Source organism: Burkholderia sp. BCC0419, assembly GCF_902830285.1.
Lineage (GTDB): Bacteria > Pseudomonadota > Gammaproteobacteria > Burkholderiales > Burkholderiaceae > Burkholderia.
This window is the reverse complement of sequence record NZ_CADESR010000006.1, coordinates 304,680-321,725: the sequence shown is the minus strand read 5'-3', so window position 1 is coordinate 321,725 and position 17,046 is coordinate 304,680. Positions and strand designations below refer to the sequence as shown.

At 61.4% G+C, this 17,046-nt stretch carries 14 protein-coding genes; 9 read left to right on the top strand and 5 right to left on the bottom strand.

Features of this window, described 5'->3' with window-relative positions; translation table 11 throughout:
- Nucleotides 1–9: 9 nt before the first annotated feature.
- Nucleotides 10–330, bottom strand: coding sequence for a DUF4148 domain-containing protein (locus HWW87_RS26775; RefSeq protein WP_175822826.1), 321 nt, complete (start codon nt 328–330; stop codon nt 10–12).
- 151 nt (nt 331–481) lie between these two features.
- Nucleotides 482–2,866, bottom strand: coding sequence for a DNA polymerase II (locus tag HWW87_RS26770; RefSeq protein WP_175822825.1), 2,385 nt, complete (start codon nt 2,864–2,866; stop codon nt 482–484).
- Between the two features lie 5 nt (nt 2,867–2,871).
- On the opposite strand from HWW87_RS26770, the gene HWW87_RS26765 reads away from it, so the two are divergent.
- The 6 genes from HWW87_RS26765 (at nt 2,872) to HWW87_RS37265 (ending at nt 11,682) form a co-directional block, all read left to right on the top strand.
- Nucleotides 2,872–3,165, top strand: coding sequence for a hypothetical protein (locus HWW87_RS26765; protein WP_175822824.1), 294 nt, complete (start codon nt 2,872–2,874; stop codon nt 3,163–3,165).
- Between the two features lie 103 nt (nt 3,166–3,268).
- A complete protein-coding gene (locus HWW87_RS26760) occupies nt 3,269–6,115 on the top strand; it encodes a type VI secretion system Vgr family protein (RefSeq protein ID WP_175822823.1) in 2,847 nt (948 codons plus the stop codon).
- 3 nt (nt 6,116–6,118) lie between these two features.
- The gene (locus tag HWW87_RS26755; RefSeq protein WP_175822822.1) at nt 6,119–8,116 is read left to right on the top strand and encodes a phosphatidylserine/phosphatidylglycerophosphate/cardiolipin synthase family protein; all 1,998 of its coding nucleotides are present in this window, start codon (nt 6,119–6,121) and stop codon (nt 8,114–8,116) included.
- 3 nt (nt 8,117–8,119) lie between these two features.
- Nucleotides 8,120–9,430 (top strand): DUF6396 domain-containing protein, encoded by a 1,311-nt coding sequence (locus tag HWW87_RS26750; RefSeq protein WP_244107345.1) that lies wholly within the window; start codon nt 8,120–8,122, stop codon nt 9,428–9,430.
- 142 nt (nt 9,431–9,572) lie between these two features.
- Nucleotides 9,573–10,541, top strand: coding sequence for a sel1 repeat family protein (locus HWW87_RS26745; protein WP_347879301.1), 969 nt, complete (start codon nt 9,573–9,575; stop codon nt 10,539–10,541).
- A 223-nt stretch (nt 10,542–10,764) separates the two neighbouring features.
- Nucleotides 10,765–11,682 carry a hypothetical protein gene (locus tag HWW87_RS37265; protein ID WP_244107344.1) on the top strand — a complete coding sequence of 306 codons (918 nt, stop codon included), beginning with the start codon at nt 10,765–10,767 and terminating at the stop codon, nt 11,680–11,682.
- A gap of 77 nt (nt 11,683–11,759) precedes the next feature.
- Here HWW87_RS37265 and kdgT read toward each other — a convergent pair whose 3' ends face one another.
- Nucleotides 11,760–12,779: a 2-keto-3-deoxygluconate transporter gene (gene kdgT / locus HWW87_RS26735; RefSeq protein WP_175822821.1), complete on the bottom strand. Its 1,020-nt coding sequence runs from the start codon at nt 12,777–12,779 to the stop codon at nt 11,760–11,762.
- 271 nt (nt 12,780–13,050) lie between these two features.
- On the opposite strand from kdgT, the gene HWW87_RS26730 reads away from it, so the two are divergent.
- Complete coding sequence (locus HWW87_RS26730; RefSeq protein WP_175822855.1) at nt 13,051–13,428, top strand: SH3 domain-containing protein; 378 nt, start codon at nt 13,051–13,053, stop codon at nt 13,426–13,428.
- A gap of 18 nt (nt 13,429–13,446) precedes the next feature.
- Here the strand turns inward: HWW87_RS26730 and HWW87_RS26725 are convergent, their stop codons facing one another.
- On the bottom strand, nt 13,447–15,051 hold the full coding sequence (locus tag HWW87_RS26725; protein ID WP_175822820.1) for an EAL domain-containing protein: 1,605 nt from the start codon (nt 15,049–15,051) through the stop codon (nt 13,447–13,449).
- A 424-nt stretch (nt 15,052–15,475) separates the two neighbouring features.
- On the opposite strand from HWW87_RS26725, the gene HWW87_RS26720 reads away from it, so the two are divergent.
- On the top strand, nt 15,476–15,769 hold the full coding sequence (locus tag HWW87_RS26720; RefSeq protein ID WP_175822819.1) for a hypothetical protein: 294 nt from the start codon (nt 15,476–15,478) through the stop codon (nt 15,767–15,769).
- A 25-nt stretch (nt 15,770–15,794) separates the two neighbouring features.
- On the opposite strand, the gene HWW87_RS26715 is transcribed toward HWW87_RS26720, so the two are convergent.
- On the bottom strand, nt 15,795–16,106 hold the full coding sequence (locus HWW87_RS26715) for a hypothetical protein (protein ID WP_175822818.1): 312 nt from the start codon (nt 16,104–16,106) through the stop codon (nt 15,795–15,797).
- Nucleotides 16,107–16,434: 328 nt separating this feature from the next.
- Between HWW87_RS26715 and HWW87_RS26710 the strand changes: the two genes are divergently transcribed.
- Nucleotides 16,435–16,965: a YcxB family protein gene (locus HWW87_RS26710; protein WP_175822817.1), complete on the top strand. Its 531-nt coding sequence runs from the start codon at nt 16,435–16,437 to the stop codon at nt 16,963–16,965.
- The last annotated feature ends 81 nt before the right edge of the window (nt 16,966–17,046 follow it).

Genomic DNA, 17,046 nt, shown 5'->3' with positions numbered 1-17,046 from the left:
GGCGGCGCGTCAGCGCTTCACGGCGGGCACGGCCGGCGCGCCGGAATCCGAGCCCGGTGCGCCGTTCGACCCGTAGGCCGCTGCGGCGTTCCTGTGTTCGGCGACGCGCTTCGCGGTCAGGCGTTCCTGCGCGGCGACGATGTCGTCCGGATAGTTGTCGCCGTCGCCGATCGACGGGTTGTAGCCGACCGATTCGAGATCGAGCAGCTCCTGGCGCACTTGCGCGCGGGTGAGCGTCGAGTGCGACGACTGCGCGTAGGACACGGTCGGTGCGGCGAGAAGAATGGTGGCGGTAGCGGCGGCAATGGCGATGGTGACGACGGATTTCACGGTTTCCTCGGACGATTTCGTTGCGGTTCGGCGCGAATTCGCGTGGCTGAACCGACGAGGCAAGTTTAGGAACCCGGACCGGCCGGATAAACGGCGATTCCTGGCGAGCTGTGTTCCGGAATGAGCGAGAGTGAAAGATGGCGCCCTTCCGTCAGTCGCCGAACAACTGCCCCTGCCCGGAGATCACGCGTTCGAAATCGTCGCGCAGGAACGGCAGGATCGCATCGGCGACAGGCTGAAGCTGGCGGCTCAGGTAGAACGCATAGTCGATCGGCGAACGCATCGTCTCGAGCGGCTCGGGGCCGGCCGTCGTCATCACGTAGCTGATCCAGCCGCCGCGCTGGTACTGCAGCGGCCGGCCCTGCGCGTGGTTGAACTCATCGGCGATGCGCGCCGCGCGCACGTGCGGCGGCACGTTGCGCTCGTATTCGCGCAGCGGCCGGCGCACGCGCTTGCGGTAGACGAGTTGCTCGTCGAATTCACCGGCCAGCGTGCGCCGCACGTAGTCGCGAATGAAATCCTGGTACGGTTCGCGCCTGAACACGCGCCGGTACAACTCGCGCTGGAACTGCTGCGCGAGCGGCGTCCAGTCGGTGCGTACCGTTTCGAGCCCCTTGAACACGAGATCCTCGCCGCCGTCGGCCGTCGCCGCGAGGCCCGCATAGCGCTTCTTGCTGCCTTCTTCCGCGCCGCGCACGGTCGGCATCAGGAAGCGGCGGTAATGCCGCTCGTATTGCAGCTCCAGCGCGCTGTCGAGCCCGAACTGTTCGCGCAGGTGGGCGTGCCACCAGCGATTCACGTGCTCGACGAGCGCGCGGCCCTTGGCGCCGGCTTCGTCGTCGTCATGCGCTCGGCCGAGCCACACGAACGTCGAATCGGTATCGCCGTAAATCACTTCGTATCCCTGAGCTTCGATCAGTTTGCGCGTGCGGTGCATGATCTCGTGGCCGCGCATCGTGATCGACGACGCGAGGCGCGGGTCGAAGAAGCGGCAGCCCGTCGAGCCGAGCACGCCGTAGAACGAATTCATGATGATCTTCAGCGCCTGCGACAGCGGCGCGTTGCGCTGCCGCTTCGCGTCGTCGCGGCCTTCCCACACGCGGCGCACGATATCGGGCAGGCAGTGGGCGGTGCGCGAGAAGCGCGCACCGAGAAAGCCGGGCACCGATGCATCGTCGGCGGGGTGCGCGAGCCCCTCGATCAGGCCGACCGGATCGATCAGGAACGTGCGGATGATCGACGGATAGAGGCTCTTGTAGTCGAACACGAGCACCGAGTCGTACAGCCCGGGGCGCGAATCCATCACGAAGCCGCCGGGGCTGTTCTGCCCCGTCACGTCGCCGAGGTTCGGCGCGACATAGCCGAGCCGGTGCATGCGCGGCAGGTACAGGTGCGTGAACGCCGCGACCGACCCGCCGGTGCGATCGGCCGCGAGGCCCGTGACGCTCGCACGTTCCAGCGCGAAGGACAGCAGGTCGGCCTTGTCGAAGATGCGCGTGACGAGCTCGCAGTCCTTCAGGTTGTAGCGCGCGAGCGCGGGCTTGTCGTGATCGAAGCGGCGCTGGATCTCGTCCATCCGCTGGTACGGGTTGTCGATCGACTTGCCTTCGCCGAGCAGCGACTGCGACACGTATTCGAGGCTGAACGACGGGAAGGTCCACGTCGCGGATTTCAGCATGTCGATGCCGTCGAGGATCAGCCGGCCGGCCGCGCCCGCGAAGAAGTGGTCGGGCTGCTGGCCGTGCGCGCGCCAGTCGAGCACGCTGCCGCCGCGCCCGAGCTTCAGCGGCACGCCGTATTGCTCCGCGTGCGCATGCAGGATGCGCAGGTCGAACTGCACGAGGTTCCAGCCGATCACCGCGTCGGGATCGTGTTCGTCGAACCAGTCGTTGAGCCGTGCAAGCATCGCGGGCCGGCTGTCGCAGTAGTCGAGGTCGAAGTCCGGGGTGCCTGCGCTGCCGCTTTCGTCACCGTTCGGCGGGCCGAGCATGTAGACCTGGCGCTGCCCGCAGCCTTCGAGCGCGATCGAGTACAGCTCGCCGTGGACGCTGGTTTCGATGTCGAGCGACACGCAGCGCAGCGCGGGGCGGTAACCGGTCGCGGGCTTCAGCTCGCCGCCGGTGAGCGTGCCATCGCGGCCGGACTGGCCGCGAAACTCGACGCATGCGGTGATGAAGCGCTCCATCGCGTAGCGGTCGGGCGGCTGCACGTCGGCTTCGTAGACGTCGACGCCGGCGGCGGAGAGCCGCTTCTGGAGACCGGACAGATGGCGATAGCGCTTGCAATAGAGGCCGACGACGGGGCGCTGCCGGAAGTCGCGCAGCGCGAGCGGGCGCAGCTCGGCGTCGCGCTCGCCGGCCAGCGTGCGTTCGGCAAGCGCCTGCTGTTCGGCCGGGATGAAGGCGACGGCTTCCTGCGGGCGCAACCGCACGCGGCGCGGACCGTGTTCGGTTGCCAGCCAGAACTCGATCTCGATGCCGGATGCGGTGTCCCGCCAGTGGCGGGTAAGGATGAAGCCCTGCTCGAACGCCGTCAAAACGCTTGCTCGTCGTGGATGCCCAGGCGGCGGATTTTAGCGCCTGGAAGCGGTTCGCGCCGGTGGCGGTTCTATGGCATCAGGTGGCAGGAAGCGGGCGTCATGACGCCGCGCATTACGACGGTCGCATCAGGACCCGCATGCCCGGCGCGATCTTCTGTGTGACTTCGCCGAACGCGGTGGTGTCGACGCGCGCGGACGCCTGCCGGTCGGCCGGCGACAACCGGTCGCGCGGCTGGACGACGATCGCGCGCCGAAAATCCTGGATTATTACGAAATGCATTCGCGCCAATGAATAAATAATTACAGTTTTCAATTATTTGAATTCCACCCAATTGACGTCACAGAATTGTCATTCGTAGAATCACTGGTCGAGAACAATATAATTCTGAGAGAGGCGCTATGGATGCGCACAGCATGATCGGGGCACTCACGGGAGGGCTGATTCAGCAGGAGCGGCTTCTCAAGCTCGATACACCGCTTGGCAGTAACGTTCTGATTCCGCACCGTGTGTTCGGGCAGTCTCGCATCGGTCGGGATTACCTGTTCATGATCGACTGCGTGTCGACATCGAACGATGTCCAGCTCAAGGCATTGATTTCGCAGCCCGTCACGCTGTGGATTCAGCAGACCGACAAGTCCTATCTTCCTCACCACGGTTATATTCATACCGCGAGAAAACTCGGCGTGGATGGCGGGCTCGCGTGTTATCAGCTCAGTTTCTCGTCATGGCTGCATTTCCTGAAATTCCGACGGGATCAGCGCCACTGGCAAGACAAAACCGTCGACGCGATCATTGCCGATGTATTCGATGAGCATCCGCAGGCACGCGGGATGGTTCGCTTTGAACTGTCGCAACCGCTGCCCTCGCGTTCCTACTGCCGTCAGGACGAAACCGACTGGAATTTCGTGCATCGGCTGCTTGAATCCGAAGGTCTGTACGGCGTCTGGAAACAAGCGCAGGACGGCAAATCGCACACGCTGGTGATCACCGATCGTCTTCAGACGCTCGATCCGCTTGCGCCGGCAACGGTCGATTTTTCCCGGGCGGGCGTTCACGGCGAAGTGGACGCCTTTACGCAGTGGGCCGGAACCCGGACGCTGCAGTCTGTCCTGCTGTCGACGCGAACGTTCGACTACAAGAATCCGTCGACTCCAGCCAATCCGAAGGCGACGTCGGTGCCCACGATGGCGAATCAGGGCGATCTGCCGTCGCAAGCCGAGGTGTATGAGTATACGGGCGGCTATACGTACTCCGAGCAGGAGCGTGGCGATCATCTCGGCAAGATTCGCATGGAGGAATGGGAGTCGCGGGCCAAGCGCTACGATGGTGTCGGCGGGGTACGCCGCATCGATGCGGGGCGGCGGTTCATGCTGACGGGACATCCCGAGCACGACCAGGACGCGGCCGATCACCGGGAATTTGCGGTGATCGAGGTCGAGTGGATCATCGTGAACAACGTGCCGCTTTCGGGGCACGAAGCAAACTACCCGCATAGCCTCTATCAGGCAGTGAAACAGGCCAATGCGGATGACCCGGACAACCTGTTCGCCGTATCGCATGGCGACGGCTCGACGGGCTTCTATCGAATTGCCATCGAAGCGCAGCGCACGTCCGTTCCGTATCGCAGCCCCCTCGAACACCGGAAACCGGAAGCGAAGCTGGAATCGGCCATCGTGGCCGGCCCCAAAGGGCAGCAGGCGTATACCGACGACCTGAACCGGGTCAAGGTGCTGTTCATCTGGGATCGGCACAACGAAGGTGACGAGCGGGCGTCGTGCTGGGTACGTGTCGCGCAATCCGACACCGGCGACGGGTACGGCGGCGTTCACATGCCGCGCGCCGGCGAGGAACTGCTGATCGGCCATATCGGGAACGACATCGATCGCCCGATTGCGTTGCACCGCGTGTACAACGGGGCCGCGAAGCCACGATGGCATTCGAATGCCCTGCTGTCGGGTTACCGGTCCCAGGAGTTCTCGGGGAGCGGTTACAACCAGATGGTCATGGACGACTCCACGGGCCAGAACCGCGTGCACCTGTATAGCAGCAGCACGAATGCCGCGTTGCACCTGGGCTACCTGATCGATCAGAACGACAACGCACGGGGCAGTTATCTGGGCAAAGGCTTCGACCTGAGCTCCGAGGCCTATGGCGCGCTGCGGGCCGGGCGAGGACTGTTCGTGACGACGCACCCGGTCGCCAGCCAGCCGCTCGATGCCAGCCTGGCGACGCGTCAATTGAACGGCTCGGCGAATATCCTCGATGGCCTGTCGCAGGCAAGCGAAACGTCGAAGGCGGAAAGCTTGAAGGATGGCCACGACACCTTCAAGACCTTCGCAGATGCGACGCAGCACAATGAATCAGGTGCAACGGGCGGTGGCGGTGTGACAGCCGGCGGAGGGACAGGCGACGCCAGTGCGTTCAAGCAGCCGGTGATCCTCATTGCTGCGCCTGCCGGCATCGGCCTGTCGACGCAGAAGTCGACGCACGTTGCTGCGGATCAGCACGTCAATCTCGTCAGCGGGCAAAGCACGCACGTCGCGACCGGCAAATCGCTCATCGCCAGCATTACGGAGAAACTGAGCCTGTTCGTGCAGAATGCCGGGATGAAGCTGTTTGCCGCGAAGGGGAAGATCGAGGTTCAGACTCATGCGGACAATGTCGAAGTGACGGCGCAGAAGTCGTTGTTGCTAGCCTCCGTGACCGAGAAGGTCCAGGCATCAGCGCAGCAGGAAATCCTGTTGACGTCGGGTGGCGCGTACATTCGACTCAAAGGTGGTGACATCGAGATTCATGCGCCGGGAAAGATCGACATCAAGGGTGCGCAGCATGCGTTCAGCGGTCCTGCGCGAATGGATGTGACCAATCCTGCGTTCAAGGATTTGCCGACGCGGCGGCTGATGCTGAATACCATGGCCTCGCCGTCCGCGACCAGTGTCGTCCCGGTGGGCATGCCGTACAAGCTTTACGCGGACGGGGCGCTGGTCAAGCAAGGGGTGTTCGACAAGACGGGGCAGTTGCCGATCGATCATCAGGTCACCACGCAGAAGTACACGCTGGAGATGGCGAACGGGGTCAAGCACGAGATTCCGGTGCCGGGCGAGTATCGGGATGCCGAGAATGGGAAACTTGCGAATCAGGGGTTTCAGTTCCTCGAGAGTGCGCCTGACGACGAAGTTGCGCCCGATCGGGCTGCCCACCGACAACAGTACAACGATCTGCTCAATCCTTCTTCGGACGCATAGCTCATGGCAACGCCGGACAATACCTTCACTACGCCGCTGGCGCTGAATCACACGTCGAACGCGACGGCGACGCTGCCATGGTTTCTGCAATTTACTGAATACGCCGCGAAGCAGGCGACATTCAGGCCCTTGGTAAACGGCAAAGAAGCGTTTGGGGCGCTCTACGATGTGCTCATGAAAGCCCAGCACACCATCGACATCATTTGCTGGGGGTTTCAGCCGTCCATGTATTTCAAGCGCGACGGTCACTCACTTCGGATCGGAGAATTGCTTGAGCAGATGGGGCAGAAAGGCGTCAAAGTCCGATTGCTGTGTTGGCGGGACCCGTTGTACCTCACCGAATTGGGTGAGAACAACATGCCGGGCTACGACATGATAACCGGGTTAAAGCGACGTATATCTGACGACACCTATCGTCGGAACTCGATGTTGTCCCGTGACTATCAAACTGACGAAGAAAGACAATTCGACACGGAATGGTATTGGCGCGCTGACTTGAATAACGTAACAAGCGCTTCGTTGCTGACGCCTCTAGCGAAACTGGCCTATGAAAAAGCGCGTGCGCAGTACTACAAGGATCACGCGCTAAAGAATATCGACTTCGCCACTCGGGGTTTCAGTCCTGCTAATCGGGCGGAGATTGCATGGCGTACTTTCTGGCATGGAAAAGACAAGAATCGTGACCTCCAAACCAAAGCGATGAACAGTGTTGGCATGGGTGCCGGAATTCCGACACACCACCAAAAGATGGTGCTTGTCGATTATGAGGCGCCGGAGAATGCCGTCGGCTTTGTGATGGGACATAACATGCTCGATCAGTACTGGGATACGGATGATCACAGTTACAAGCCAAAGACACCTTCGACCGGGCGTAATGGTCCAAGTCCGTGGCAGGACATCTCCAGCTATGTGACCGGTCCGGTATTGCAGTATCTGAATGCAAACTTCTGCCAGGCATGGGATGACGCCACCGGCCAAGGCCTTGGCAAGGCACGACACGGTCTTAAGGATCGCCTCAAGGTTCGATACGCTCCGGGTGGCGATACGCCGATGATGGCTCAGATCGTGCGTACACAGTCCCAGAAGGGACGACGCGACATCGAGAAGCTTTATCTGCAAGCGGTGAACAACGCAACGCAACACGTCTTTATCCAGAATCAGTATTTTCGATGGCCACCGCTTGCGAATGCAATCAAAGCGGTCGCTGCCAAGCACGTCAGTTGGGGACGCAACGTCACCGAGCATGGCCCGCTGTATCTGTTCGCCATCACGAATTCAGGTGACGAGGCAGTCGGAACCGGGACCGTCAATACTTATCGGATGCTGAGCGCGTTGGGGAAGGCGCAAAGCATTCCGGGTGTCGCGACGTTGGAGCAAGAGGACGCTCGCCAGACCGCTTTGAAGGATCAGATGGCGGCGGTTGTGGATCAGCAGTCGCAGGCAAACCAAGCGTTGCTTGGGGCGTTGGAAGTGCAAGGCATTGTTGACTCACCCGACTCGGCAAAGCGAGTTGCCGATGCGAAGGCGAGGATCGAGCAATTGAAACAGCGACGGGAATCGATTGCATCGCAGATGAAGAGTGCGCCGCAGCCTGTTCTGAACAAGGAGTACGATGGCCTCAAGGTTCATGTCTGTACGCTCGTGGCCCCGGATTCCCCGCCGGGCAACTGGGTGCCCGTCTATGTTCATGCAAAATTGATGACGATCGACGATGTGTTTACGACACTGGGTTCAGCGAACATCAACACACGTAGCATGGAAGCGGATAGCGAACTCAATATCTGTCACGAGAATGGTGACGTGACCAAGAGGTTACGGCAGCAATTGTGGAGTCTGCATACAAATAGTGAGGGTGCGCAGGATGATCCTGGGCAAGCGTTTAATAAATGGGAAATGATTCTTAACAATAACGCTGACCTGCAGGGTGGGGGAAAGCATTCACCCGTCGCTTCGATTGTTCGTTTCATGCGCACGTCAAACGAACGCACCTACAAAGACTGAAAAATGAGAAATTCGCTTTTAATATATGCAGTCATGTTGCTGATGTGCGCCTGCACCAATAAGGAAGACTCTGTGGAATCGAATCTACCCGATATGTCGGCCGTACGGGCCAATCTCGCATTTACTTGCGTGCACGAGAGTGAGCACCTTCCGCCTTTGGATCCGCGGGCAGACCAGTTGTTTCAGTACGGTCGGTATTTGCAGAAAATCGATGGCCCAAAGGAATTCAATGAAATTGCGCGCTACTATCGAATAGCCGCAGCGTATGGTCACTACAAAGCCAACACCAACGCACAGAAGCTGATTTCTCAAGGGCTGGCCAACTCTCCTGATGGAGCAAAAGAAACCGTTGCGCTAGCAAAGAGGTTAATCGACGATGGAGTTCCTGGTGGCTATTACGATATCGGGCACTATCTCGAAGTTGGCTACGGTTTGAAGCAAGACACCGAGATGGCCTTGCGGTATTTCAGGAAGGCTGCAGACATGGGGAGTCCTGAGGCACAAACTTATGTTGCTGAGCAGCTGGCGCCACATGATCGAGCTCCAGAGATTGCACTTCAAATGAGGCAGTGTGCGACCGATCAAGGTTACGGAGATGCCGCCAATTATTTGGGAATCAATTTAAAAAACGACTCCAAATATTCGGATGCCGTTTTATCCTTTCAAAAAGGTGTGAAGGCAGGAAGTTCTCAGGCTGCGTTAGCACTCGAAGACGGATTCAATGGCCCCGAGGCATCAAATCGTCTTTCGTACCTTGCGCTTGCGCGCGATCCAGAACGCTCGCGTCGTTATCGTTTGATTGGCAAATTTCTCGATAGTAACGAGAGCCGCAATCCAAAGGTTCCCGACCTCGACAAGATCGTTCCGTTGCCTCCTGCAAAGCTCCCTTCGTGGGACGGCACATTCCAGTGGCAAAAGGAACAAGACGCCGCCACGCCGCCCCACAAGCCATCGGACGAACTCGTCAACGAGATGGCGAAAGCGAAGCATCTCGATCCCGCGACCGGGCTACCGCTTGCGGGATCCCCGGACAAGACTTCACAGACCGAGCAACCCGAAAACGTCGCATCCCGCCTTCCATTGGGTACGGTCGCGCACACAGGTCAACCTTGTCCGGAAGACGGCGTATGGTGCGCGAAACTCGGCGCGGGTCAAGTTGGCGATACGCAACGCCGATTTCTCAAGGGAGACGCATTGCCGTCCGTTGTCGTGCACGAACCGAGAAAGCTGGCGGTGCTCGACAGCATGATGGGTACGCGTCAACACGTCGAACAGGTTGCATGGGAACTCGTTGCATACCTTGATCAGGCTTGATCGACTCATGCGGCAAGGCTGTGTGGCCAATCGCGCGCTCGGTTCCGACCGCGGGAAGCAGGCACGATCAATCGTGCGTAGAACGCCTGTCGTCCTACTCGTTTCGTGCCTGCTGATAGCTTGCTCGAAGAGCGAGAATGCTGTGAACCCGTTGCCAGATGTGAGTGCGGTACGTCTGAACCTGGCCTTCACTTGCGTGCACGAAGTCGATTATTTGCCGTCTCTCGATCCGGAAGCCGACAAGCTGTTTCAGTATGGTCGATACCTTCAGAAGCAGCAGGGGGAGAAGAATTTCAACGATATCGCGCGCTATTATCGTATCGCTTCAGCATACGGTCACTTCAAAGCCAATACGAATGCACAGAAGCTCGTATCGCAAGGATTGGCCAGTTCGCCTGATGCGGCAAAGGAGACGATTGCGTTCGCAACCAAGCTGATTGATGAAGGGGTGCCAGGTGGGTATTACGACATCGGGCACTATCTCGAAGTCGGCTATGGTTTGAAGCAGGATGCCGAGATGGCCTTGCGGTATTTTAGGAAGGCTGCTGACTTGGGGAATCCCGAGGCCCAAACGTACGTCGCTGAGCAGCTTGCGCCACATGATCGGGCTCCCGATATCGCTCGGCAGATGCTGAAATGTGCGACGGAACAAGGGTACGGGAAGGCTGCGGGAACGTTAGGAATAGATCAGAAAAACAATGAAAATCAGAAAGAAGCTGTCAAGACATTTCAATCTGGCACTCGAGCAGGGGACGCTATGTCCACCTCAATTTTGAGTGACGGTTTTAAAGGTCCGCCGCGATCCGATCGCCTAAATTATCTCGGACTCGAGAACGATCCCGAGCGATCCAAGCGCTACGAAGTGATCTGGAAATTTCTGACCGACAACGAAACTAGGAATCCCAGGGTTCCCGACCTCGACAAGATTGTTCCGTTGCCTCCAGCGAAGCTCCCGGCATGGGATGGGACATTCCAGTGGCAAAAGGAACAAGACGCAGCCACACCACCCCCGAAGCCCTCGAACGAACTCATCAACGAGATGGCGAAGGCCAAGCATCTCGATCCCGCGACGGGGCTGCCGCTTCCGGGATCGGTGGACAAGACGTCATAGACCGGCCGACCTAAAAAACATTGCATCCTGCTTGACGTTGGATACGCTCGGGCGCACCCGCCAATCCTGCCCGCAATCGACGTAATTGCACGGGCACCCGGAGCCAACCAGATTGACGATACGCAGCGCCAGTTTCACAAGGATGACGAATTGCCGTCCGTCGACCAACAGCCCGGCAAGTCCGGCATCGCGCAACTGACAACTTATTGATTCCGGAGTCCACATGAGTTCACAAACCCGGCCCCCCTCGTTACCCGCTATCGCTGCGCTGATCGCGGCGATCATCATCACGGTGCTGTTTCTAGCGGGCGTCTACGTGCAGTTGACGAGGTTCTCGCTAACCTCGCAGATGCTCGCTATTCAACTGGCCAGTTTCATCGAGAACCTGGTGTTTCGAACCGGCCTGGTTTATCTGATTGTTCGATGGCACGGGGAGCGTCGCGGTCAGCTTGCGTTCCGGCGTCCTGCGCGGCTGCTCACGAGCTATGCGCTATGCCTGCTGGCCTGGCAGATCGCGCAGATTTTCCTCATCCAGGCGGTGTTGCTCGGCCTGTCCGGCAGTGGCACTCATCTGATGGCTATCGCGAAGCTCATCGTGCCGGCGAGTGCCACCCTTTATGCGTTCGTGGCCTGGCTTGCGTGGTGGTTCGTTACCCGGATGTTTCGCAACGATGCGTTACCCGGCGTGCCTCGTCGTCACGCAACGCGGTACATTGCGGGCCTCGCGGCATGGCTGTTCGCCAGCGTATGGATGCTCTTGATGACGTGGACAGTGCCGATATTGTTCGACAACTTCGACGATAGCCTCGCGCGCGTGATGGTCAGCTACGTTGGTGCGGTCGCCGTTCCCGCGGCATTGGTCTTTGCGGGAGCGAGACTCGGCCTGCCTCGTGATCTCGTTCGACTGCACGGCTGGCGTTGGCTGGGCGCGTCGCTTGCGGCGATGGCGTCCCTCTCGGTGCTGTTCTATCTGACGTTGCGCTTGCTTGATAGCATTCTTGGGGTCAGTGTGTTGTCCGTCACGATGGCGATCGTGGTTCTCGGCGGCGCCTTTGTGGCTTACCGGGTGTGGTTCCGCGTGTTCTACGCTCCCGTGAACCGCGACACGGTGGAAACGTCTCAGGGAATGCCGTCGTCGTAGAACCCGAAGGCGGAGAGGGCGATTCGCCGGCGCGCGGCACGGCGGCGAATCACTGGACGAACGCTGGTCCAGCCCCCTCAAACATGCCCCTCATGCTCGATCGCCCCACCATGCGCCGCTCGCGCCGCGACCCTCACCGGCACCCCTGACGCCCTGGCTGCCCGCTTTGCCCACATCGCCGTCAAAATCGGCACGAGAATCGCCGTCGCGAGGCATGCGGTCGCGACGATCGCCGTCGCCGCCGGCACCAACGGTTTGAACTTCGGAATCATCTCGCCGATGATCGCCGGGTTCGCGACCGCGGCGCCGGCCGTCGACGACGCGGCAAGCCCGGCCGTCCCGTTGCCGCCGCCCAGAAACTTGTCGGCCAGAATCAACGGCACGCCCGTCACGACGATCACCGCGAGTCCGAGCGCGATGCCCGGCAGCCCGCTCGTCGCGATCACGTTGAGATCGATGCCGTTGCCGAGCGCGAATCCGAAGAACGGAATCAGCGGATGCACGCAGCGCCCGAACAATTCGCGCAGCTCCGCATCGAGGTTGCCGAGCGTGAAGCCGATCAGGAACGGCAGCACCGCGCCGACGAAGAGCCGCGTCTCGAACACCGCGACGCCGGCCGCGCCGAGAATCAGCATGCTGACGAGCGGCCCCGATTCGATCGACATCAGCACGAACGCGCCGGCCTCTTCCTTGCTGCCGTATTGCTGCATCACGGCCGCGTAGAGGCCGCCGTTGGTCATGTCCATCGACGTCGTGATCGCGAGCAGCGACAGGCCCGCGAACAGGCCCGTGCGGATGCCGTCGTCGGGGATGAACTGCGCGGCGATCACCGTCGCGAGCCACGCGACCACGATCTTCGTCGCGAGCAGCGTGCCCGATTTGCGCAGCACGACGCCTGTCGCGCGCAGGTCGATCGTCGCACCCATGCAGAAGAACCAGACGGCGAGGATCGGCACCGTGCCGGCGATCAGGCCGTTGGTGAACGAGCCGAAGTACTTCCCGGCGTTCGGGGCGAACGTATGCACGCATGCACCCAGCAGCATCGGGACCAGCATGAGCCCGCCCGGAATGCGGTCGATGGCCTGTTTCAGCTTCACGTCTCCTCCGTGGACGTCGATGCGTCCCGTTGTCGAATGATGTCTGCTGACTGACTATAGGACACGATTCGGAACGGCGGTCCCGTTTTTGTGAGTTTCGACGGTAGTCGTATCATCCGGAAGCAGCCGGCGTCGTAGCGACGAGCCGAAGCGACGAGTCGAAGCGACGAGTCGAAGCGACGAGTCGAAGCGACGACGGTCGCGCAGGATTGAGCGTGTGCCGGCCGAGAACCGGCAAACCGAAAAAACGATACGGCGTAAAGAACGAATGATGCAGATCAAAATGACGATGCGCATGGGCATCGCGATGCTGGTGCTCGGCGCAAGCCTGGGCGCGCACGGCGCGAACGCAAAAAGCGCGGTTGATTGCGGAAAGCTCGACGCGGCCATGAGCGGCCCGGACGACAACTTCCGGCCGCCGGCGTCCGGCACGATCATCGGCACGGGGCGCGCGTATTTCTACTCGGCGCCCGACGCGCAGTGCATGACGAAGCGGACCTTCATCGTTCCCGGCGATTCGGTGACCGTCTACAAGTCGTACGGGCGCTGGTACGACATCATGTACGTGAACGGCAAGACCGGCGACGACTTCGAAGGATGGATCGAGCAGGGCCGCGTGCACCTCGGCGGTCAATACGGCGCGCAGTAGTCGCCGTCGGCGGCGCTGCTACACCGTCGCCGATGCGAAATCGTGCTGCAGGTTCTCCGCGCGCAGCGGCCGCTGGTACAGGTAGCCCTGCGCGTACTGGATCCCGACCGTATGCAGCGCACGATGCTGCGCCTCGGTCTCCACGCCTTCCGCGATGATCTTCAGGCCGTAGTGATGCGCGACGGCCGCGATCCCCTCGATCAGCCTCGCGCTGCCGCTGTCCAGTTGTGAAACGAACTGTCGATCGATCTTCACGTAGTCGAACGGAAAGCGCGACAGCATGTCGAGATTGCTGTGATGCGTGCCGAAATCGTCGATCGCGAACTTCGCGCCTTTCGATCGCAGCGTCTGGAAGATCTCGGTGGTTCGCGCATTCTTCTCGAGCAGGATGCGCTCGGTGACTTCGAGCACCAGCGTGAAGCCGGGCGGCAGCGCGCGGATCGCTTCCTCGACGACGGCCACGAACCGCGCACGCTCGAGGTCCTGCGGCGCAATGTTCACGGCGATGCGCAGCGGCGAGGACGGCGTCAGCGCGGTCAGTTCGGACACCGCCGTGCGCAGCACGAATTCGGTGACCTTCGGCAGCACCGTGCTCGATTCCACCTCCGGGATGAACACGGCCGGGCTGATGGCCCCCCACTTCGGATGGTGCCAGCGCAGCAGCGCTTCGACGCCAACCGTCCTGCGCGTCTGCACGTCGACGATCGGCTGGTACACGACATGGAACTCGTTGCGCCTGAGCGCGTGGCGCACGGCCTTCAGCAACAGCCGCCGCGGCGCCATCGCGAGCAGGTAGGCGGCCATCACGAGGCTATCGGCCAGCAGCACGATCGTCACGCAGATCAGCCGGTAGTGGCGCTGGACCTGTGACGCGTAGCCCGCCGATGCGATGACCGACACCGTGAACGGCCAGCGCTGCGAAGCAATCGTGCTGCCGCCCGCGGGGCCTGCGTCCGTTTCCGGCGCGAACTTCCCGTGCTGGTCGAGACGGCCCGAACCCGCGATCGACAGCGTGGCCGTTTCCGCTCCGTTGCCGGTGCCGTGGGCGAGCGCGTCGGCCACGTAGTCGCCTTCGATCACATACAGGACGCCCGCGCCGCGCGCGGTGGCGCGGAATACGGACAGCACCGGAATGCCACGCTGGAACGGCGTCTGGCGCAGCAGCGTGACGGTCATCGAGCCCGGTTCGGGCTCGCGCGCATACGCGGCGAGCGGCAGGTCGATCGAACCGAGCGCCGACGAGCACATGAGGCGGCCGTCGTTCACCAGCCCGACCGCACGCAGATAGCGCAGGCGAGTGCCCACTTCGGCCAGCGTCCGGAAGACCGTCGCGCAGGGCCGCCCGACGAGCGCGGTCAGCTCGTCCGCGTGCCGGAGGCGAACGCCGTCCAGGATGCGGTCCACGGAGGTCACGATGTCGTTTGCCACGACGCGTTCATGCGCGGTGACGGCATCGCGCGCGTAGCGGTCGGCCAGCATGATCGCGAACGCGGGCACGAGCACGCAAATGATCACGGCGGCGAAAAAGACGACGCGCGGCCACGCGCCGCTGCGGTGGAAAAGGGGCTTCGAGCCGGGCGTGAGCGCCCATAGTCCCGCGATTGCCTTTGGTGTTGTACGCATGGCGTGGCAAGTCGAACCGGTCGATGCGCCAACGGCGCGCATGCCGCATGCCTGATTCGGGCCATGCGGCTCGCGCGCCGGTTTCGGGACGCCGATCGAGTCGACCGTCGCGACGGCGTTGGCTCAGCCTGGCGCGATCGGCCATCATCTGGCAGCATTCCTCAATAACATGCGGGCATCAAGCATGTATATCGACGCAGCGTACCGAAAAAAGCCCCGGCCGCACAGTGTGTGCAGCCGGGACAAAAGACACCGTCTCTTGGCACGAGGATGGTGCGCGGCAAGTATAAGATGCGGCACGCGATTGCGAAATATTGTTGTTTAAATATTGATGAGGTTTCGTGATTGTGTCTCAAAAAGAAACATTTTCATGCGGCGCCGTTGTCGGCAGTCTGTTGCCCGGGCGTCAAACCGGAGCGTTGCGATGGAAGACAATGCCGCACCCACGGTCGTCGTGACCGATGGCGCCGCCGTGGCGGACGGCGGTTCGCTGTGGATCCGGATTTCGGTGGACGGAGAGGCCCGCGACTATTCGCTCGATCGCGCGCTCGCGTCGCGCGGGACGCCGCGGTACGACAGCATCCGTGGCGCGCACGGCGTGCTGTCGGATGGAGATCGACGGGAGTTGCGGGTGCTGCTGGAGCGCATTGCCGACCCGGCGATGTGGGCCGGCATCGTCGGCACGTTCATCCAGGTGCTGAAGCGCCCCGACGCGTGATGAACGATGCGGTGCCGGCGGCGCTTCAGAAATCGTTGCGCATCTTGTGGAGCAGGCCGCTGGGCGACTGGTGTGTGTCCACGGCGGTGAGGACATCGGTCAGGAACCATGGCAGGTTCAGTTGCGTGTCGGAATCGCCGACGCATACGCGGATCGGCGGCGCGCTGGAGGGTGAACGGGCGCCTTGCGCGGCATCCCGCGACGGCACGCAATTCTTTGCGTATGCCTGAGTCGGAGCCGGCGCGACGGCGCCGGAGGGTGCACCGGCGATTGCCGGCGCGGGCACGCTGATGGCGGCAAACAGGGTCAGGACGGCGGCAAGAGCGACGCGTTTCATGAGGATTCTCCGGCGATGCTCGTTCGACCGGGCGAGCCGCCGCGAGTTCGTCGGCGCGAGATGCGTGTCGCCTGCCCGAACAGACCGCTCAGCCGCGTGCGACGCTGGCCGCCCGCCGGGCTGCCGCCTGCGCCACTGGTGCGGCGATTCCCCGCACAGGTGTCGTTCCCCGCATGTATATTGTCGCCGTGCATCGACCGGCCGGCGATATCGCGCGGCCTCGTTTGCACGTCACCGTGCGCGCGTACTGCCGGCCGTCCGGCGCGCGGTGCCCGCAGTGAAGCGTCCAGAGCAAGTACAAGAACCAGCAAACATTCCGAGCCCGCCTATGAGCGATACCAAAGTTGTTTTTCAAATCACCGCGGATGATCTCGTCCACGCATACCGCCTGCATCTTTGGCGCAAGTACAACGGAAAATACCTGCTCAAGTCATTTGCGATCGTCGGGATCGTGTACGTCGTCCTGCTGGTCGGCGGCGTCCGGGTAGCAAGCGGACATTTTCCGGAATGGCGCTATGTCTGGATGGCCGCGGGAATCGCGGCTGTCGTTTCTATCGGCGTGCCGCTCCTGAATCATCTGGTATTGCCACGCGTAGGCCGCAAGATTTACGACCAGCAAAGGACGCTTCATCAGTTTCACACGGTCATTTTTTACGACGATCGCTTCGTGGTCGAAACGCCGACTTCGCGCGACGAAATTCACTACGCGGATCTCATCCACTGGAGCGAGGATCGTCAAATGATCCTGCTGTATCAGTCATTGGCGATGTTCCGGGTGGTACCGAAGTGCGTGCTGGACGACGGACAAGCGGCATGCCTGCATCGACTGCTGCTTCAGAACGGCGTGCTCAAAGTCTAGCGGGCCGCGGGGCGCACGAAGCAGTCCGGACGGCTTGCGTCGTCCTGGCTTCGAAGCGCGCTTCCGGCCTGAAGGCGTCGC